Source organism: Pseudoalteromonas sp. Isolate6, assembly GCF_022398435.1.
Taxonomy (GTDB): domain Bacteria; phylum Pseudomonadota; class Gammaproteobacteria; order Enterobacterales; family Alteromonadaceae; genus Pseudoalteromonas; species Pseudoalteromonas galatheae.
This window is the reverse complement of sequence record NZ_JAKEVK010000264.1, coordinates 1-5,398: the sequence shown is the minus strand read 5'-3', so window position 1 is coordinate 5,398 and position 5,398 is coordinate 1. Positions and strand designations below refer to the sequence as shown.

General features: G+C 45.4%; 4 protein-coding genes. All 4 read left to right on the top strand.

All coding sequences use genetic code 11. The features are described 5' to 3' along the window. The first annotated feature begins 53 nt into the window (after positions 1–53). The 4 genes from L1D50_RS21250 (at position 54) to thrC (ending at position 5,301) form a co-directional block, all read left to right on the top strand. Positions 54–419: a response regulator gene (locus L1D50_RS21250; protein WP_239966757.1), complete on the top strand. Its 366-nt coding sequence runs from the start codon at positions 54–56 to the stop codon at positions 417–419. Positions 420–659: 240 nt separating this feature from the next. After that, positions 660–3,074: a bifunctional aspartate kinase/homoserine dehydrogenase I gene (gene thrA, locus L1D50_RS21245; protein ID WP_239966758.1), complete on the top strand. Its 2,415-nt coding sequence runs from the start codon at positions 660–662 to the stop codon at positions 3,072–3,074. 5 nt (positions 3,075–3,079) lie between these two features. Then, positions 3,080–4,018, top strand: coding sequence for a homoserine kinase (gene thrB / locus L1D50_RS21240; protein ID WP_128728450.1), 939 nt, complete (start codon positions 3,080–3,082; stop codon positions 4,016–4,018). Continuing rightward, positions 4,018–5,301 (top strand): threonine synthase, encoded by a 1,284-nt coding sequence (gene thrC, locus L1D50_RS21235; protein WP_128728449.1) that lies wholly within the window; start codon positions 4,018–4,020, stop codon positions 5,299–5,301. The genes thrB and thrC overlap by 1 nt, the downstream gene beginning before the upstream one ends. Positions 5,302–5,398: the final 97 nt, after the last annotated feature.

Here is a 5,398-nt window from a genome sequence, read left to right as displayed (position 1 = left end):
TGTTATAAGATAGTGGTGTCCATTGAGATTAATAGTACAAGACTGACCACCTTATGAGTTATTCCGTCTTAGTTTGCGATGATTCGGCTGTCGCCCGTAAACAAGTCATTAAAAACTTACAGAGCAAATTAGAGCTGACCTTACATCAAGCACAGAATGGTCAGCAGGCGATTGATTTGCTGAAAACTCAGCAAATAGATTTATTGTGCCTCGACTTAACCATGCCAATACTTGATGGAATTGCTGTGTTAGAAGCAATAAAAGCCAATCGAATTGAATGTTTTGTTGTGGTTATTTCGGCGGATGTTCAGGCCAAGATGAAAGAAAGAGTAGCAAATTTGGGGGCGTTAGGGTTTTTAGAAAAGCCGGTTAAAGCAGAGCAGTTATTAGAATTACTGCACCAGTTTGGTATCCGCTAACTTATCTATGCAAATTACAAATGTCACTATTAAAAATTTGCATAATCTATTTTGCTCTTTTGTGTTGACAGTGTGGCTAAACATCAGGCACTCTAAAATTATGAAAACGAATATTATCACTACGACCATTATTACAACCACCATCCTAACGGGATAGTGGCATAGGTCGGTGCGAGTTTGAAAAAGGCCTGTGTTCACTACGAACACAGGCCTTTTTTGTTTTTGGAATGAGGAAAAATGATGCGAGTACTAAAGTTTGGAGGGTCTTCCCTCAAAGATTTTGCCTGTTTACAAAGAGTCAGAGAGCTAGTTAAAAATCATGGTCAGCAGCAAGCGCTTATCGTGCTGTCGGCTCCAGGTGGCATGACAGATCAGCTCGTTGAGCTTGCTGATTTGGCTGGGCGAGGAGAAGCGTTTGACTCCCAGTGGCAGTCATTTATATCCCGTAGCCAAGGCTTGTACGATGAAGTGCAAGCGGTGTATGGTGGTGTTGTAGGCTGGCCTGACTTTGAATTACTTAAGAATAAACTAGATGGGGCTAAGTTATTGGGGCATTGCCCAGATCAAGCAAGAGCCTATGTTATTAGCTTTGGTGAGCGCATTAGCGTTGCGCTGATGGACACAATGCTGCAATCAGATTCAGTGGCGCTCAGTGCCGACGCTTGTGTAAAAACGCAGGGCGGGTATCTTGATGCTGAAGTTGATCTTAAGCTAAGTAAATTATGTTTTGCAGAGTTGGTGCGTGCCCAAGCGTCACGTTTTTATATCATGGCGGGCTTTACTGGAAGCAATGAAGCGGGTGAGCTAACAACACTGGGCCGTAATGGTTCTGACTACTCAGCGGCTGTCGCTGCTGCGTGTCTTGAAGCCGAAATCTGCCAAATCTGGACTGACGTCGATGGTGTCTACAGTGCAGATCCTCGCCTGATAAAGAAAGCGACTAAGGTCGACGTGTTATCTTATAAAGAAGCCATGGAGCTATCTTATTTTGGCGCTAAAGTGCTGCACCCAAAAACCATTTTACCTTGCGCCAAAGCCGATGTGCCGTGTGAAATTAAAAATACTCATGACCCAGAAGTACCAGGTTCACTGATTTGTGCTCAAGGCGGTGGCGAGGCTCCAGTAAAAGCGCTTTCGAGCCTTGATAAACTGGCTATGTTGACCGTGGCAGGGCCTGGAATGAAAGGCAAGGTTGGCATGGCTGCCCGGGTATTTTCCGCACTGGCAGCAGATAACGTATCTATCGTACTTATTACGCAATCTTCTTGTGAATTCAGCATTAGTTTCTGTGTTCATGAGCAAGACTTAACACTCGCGCTGGCTGCGCTTGAGCAGGCATTTGAGCTTGAAACGCAAGCCGGCTTGATCGACCCAATTGAAGTGCAACGCAACCTTGCTATCGTGACTTTGGTCGGCGACAACATGAAAGCGCACAAAGGTCTTGCGGCCAAATTCTTTGCTTCACTTGCACAAGCTCAGGTGAATATCGTTGCTATCGCGCAGGACTCAACGGAGAGTTCTATTTCGGCGGTGGTTGACGGTGAACTTTGCCAAGATGCAGTAAAAGTGTGCCACGAGAACTTCTTCACGCACGTACCGTCCATCGATGTTTTCTTAATTGGCTGCGGTCTAGTGGGTCAAGAATTAATGAAGCAGTTTCATAAGCAGCAAGCATGGCTTGAAAAACGCAATATACGCTTGAACCTTTATGGCATCGCAAACTCAAGTAAGTGTTACTTAGACCCAGACGGCGTACCGTTTGATAACTGGGAGCTGGCGCTTGAGAAAGCTGAGTCAGGCTTTGATTTACAACAGGTTAGCCAGTTTGTGAGACAAAATCATTTAATTAACCCTGTGATTGTCGATTGTAGTGCAGCTCAGTTCGTTGCCGATAGCTATTTAGATTTTCTTAATGCGGGCTTTCATGTCGTTGCGGCTAACAAAAAAGCTAACACTGGCAGCTATGAGTATTATCAGTCACTGCAGCAAGCTGCACTAGCTAAGCGCCGTCACTTTCTATACGAAACTAACGTTGGCGCCGGACTCCCTGTATTAGACAACCTTAAACTGCTGTTTGGCGCAGGAGATGAACTGCTTTCATTCAGTGGCATTTTATCTGGCTCGCTATCGTATATATTTGGCGTATTGTCGGACGGTTTATCGCTATCCGAAGCGACAGAGAAAGCCAAACAAAGCGGTTTTACAGAGCCAGATCCGCGTGATGACTTATCTGGTACGGATGTCGCGCGTAAGCTGCTTATCATAGCCCGTGAATCGGGGCTGCCGTTGGAACTCAGTGATATTGAAGTTGAATCTGTGTTGCCTGAAGGGTTTGCAGAGGGCGCCAATGTTGATGAATTTATGGCGCAATTACCGCAATTAGACGACGCTTTCGCAGCACGTATTGCTGCGGCAAACGCACAAGGCCAAGTGCTACGTTATGTCGGTTCAATCGTAGACGGTAAATGCCGCGTTGGCATTGAAGCGGTAGATAAAGAGCACGCTCTGTACGATATTCGCGATGGTGAAAACGCACTGGCTATTTTAAGCCAATATTATCAACCAAAGCCTTTTGTGATCAGAGGTTATGGCGCGGGCGCAGAGGTAACCTCTGCAGGCGTATTTGCTGATATCCTAAAAACGCTGTCGAGGTAGGAGTTATGAAAACATTTTATGCACCAGCGTCTATGGGCAATTTTTGTGTTGGCTTTGATGCCCTTGGCGCCGCACTCCAGCCTATTGATGGCAGTTTACTGGGTGATCAGGTCAGCGTTGAAGCCGCAGAGCGTGATACGTTCAATTGTATTGGTCCATACGCTGAAAAGCTCTCCGCCGATCCTAAAGATAATTTGGCGTTTCAGTGCTTACAGCACTTTAAACAGCATGTGGCACCCAACATGCCTGCGGTTGCCATGACCTTGTATAAAGGGCTCCCTGTTGGTTCAGGTCTAGGTTCAAGTGCTTGCTCTGTGGTTGCCGCTTTTGCTGCACTCAATGATTTTGCTAATACACAATTAAGCCAAGAGGCGCTTATTGAGTTGATGGCCGACTTTGAAGCTAAGGTCAGTGGTGGTCGTCACTACGACAACATCACGCCCTGCTACCTTGGTGGGCTACAACTGACAGCAGACTGCATTCCAAGTAAAGCAATCAGCGTTGCGCATAATGAAAGCTGGTTTTATGTTATTGCATACCCTGGCTTTGCGTTGAATACAGCGAAAGCAAGACAAGCACTACCACAGCAGTTTTCTTTGCATGATACGGTGGAATTTGCCCAGCGACTGTCGGGCTTTTGCTTATTGATGCAGTCAGGTCAATTTGACAAAGCACTGTCGATGATGAAAGACAGTATTGCCGAGGAAGCGAGAGCACCACTCATTGCCGGCTTTAACGAAGCTAAAGACGCGCTACCAGCCCTCGGTGCCGAGCTGGTGAGCATTTCAGGGGCTGGGCCTACGCTATTTAGCATTTGTAAGTCTGAGCAACAGGCAAATGCAGTGCAGCAGTGGTTGCAACAAAATTACATTAATGAAGCGGGTTTTAGCCATATTTGCCGATTAGATGCGCAAGGCACAAGAGAATTAAAGGATCAAAAGTAATGAAATTAGTGAATTTAAAAGACGAACATCAGGTTGTTTCATTTGTAGAAGCGGTAAAAATTGGTTTAGGCCGTAACCAAGGGGTCTTTTTTCCTCCTACATTTGAGCGTATTGCGGATGTTGATGCATTACTTGAATTACCTTTTGCTGAGCGTAGTGCCAAGGTACTACATCACCTTATTGGTGATGAACTACCACAAGATACGCTCGATGCGATGGTAAAACGCGCCTTTAATTTCCCGGCTAAGCTAGTAGAAGTTGCTAAGAATCAGCATTGCTTAGAGTTGTTTCATGGTCCAACATTAGCGTTTAAAGACTTTGGCGGCCGCTTTATGGCGGAATGCATTAGCATGTTTAATCAAGGTGAGCGTGTGACTATCCTCACGGCAACAAGTGGTGATACAGGCGCCGCCGTTGCCCATGCATTTTATGAAAAAGAAAATGTCGATGTTGTGATCCTTTATCCTCATGGCAAAATCTCCCTTGCTCAACAAAAGCTGTTTACAACACTTGGGAAAAACATTCATTGTTATGCTGTAGATGGTAGCTTTGATGACTGCCAAGCGATGGTGAAGTCAGCATTTCTTGATGACGAGGTAAAGCAAAAGCTTGGTCTTAATTCGGCAAACTCAATCAATATCAGCCGCTTAGTAGCGCAAGTGTGTTATTACTTTGAAGCACTAGCGCAATTACCTAAGTCTCAGCGTGATAAAGTACATGTTTCAGTACCAAGTGGTAACTTCGGTAACGTCTGTGCAGCGATGATTGCAGCGGCGATTGGATTACCTATTGCCAAGTTAAGTGCCACGACAAACCAAAATGATACAGTGCCCCGTTACATCGCCTCGGGTGAGTGGCAACCAAACGACACTTTGGAGTCACTTTCTAATGCGATGGACGTGAGTAAACCTAATAACTGGCCTCGAGTTGAAATCATGTTGGAAAGAGGGGATTTTAACAAACATGACTTTTATTCACGTTCGGTGTCGGAAGCACGCACTCAAACAGTGATGCAAGAATTACATGATAAAGGTTACTTGGCCGAGCCGCACACTGCGATAGCCTACGAGGGATTAGCGCTGGACTCTCAAGCGGATGAAACCGGGATTTTCCTTGCCACTGCACATCCTGCGAAGTTTAAAGAATCTGTAGAAGGTGTTTTAAATCAGGAGCTTGATATGCCGAAACCGTTGGCCGATGCATTGCAAAAACCATGTTTAGCTGAGCCACTTAGCGCGGATTATGATGCTTTGAAGGCAGCAATGTTAGCAAAACTCAACTAAATCAGAGAGCTTGTCTGGGTGGGTAGAATGCCCATTCAGATAAGGTCAATTTCGAGACTATATTAGCTTTTCAAATGCAACTTAGGTTGTCTTATTT

Coding starts and splice junctions, on each gene's coding strand:
- thrB (WP_128728450.1), top strand. CDS start 3,080: ATGAAAACATTTTATGCACCAGCGTCTATGGGCAATTTTTGTGTTGGC.
- thrA (WP_239966758.1), top strand. CDS start 660: ATGCGAGTACTAAAGTTTGGAGGGTCTTCCCTCAAAGATTTTGCCTGT.
- thrC (WP_128728449.1), top strand. CDS start 4,018: ATGAAATTAGTGAATTTAAAAGACGAACATCAGGTTGTTTCATTTGTA.
- L1D50_RS21250 (WP_239966757.1), top strand. CDS start 54: ATGAGTTATTCCGTCTTAGTTTGCGATGATTCGGCTGTCGCCCGTAAA.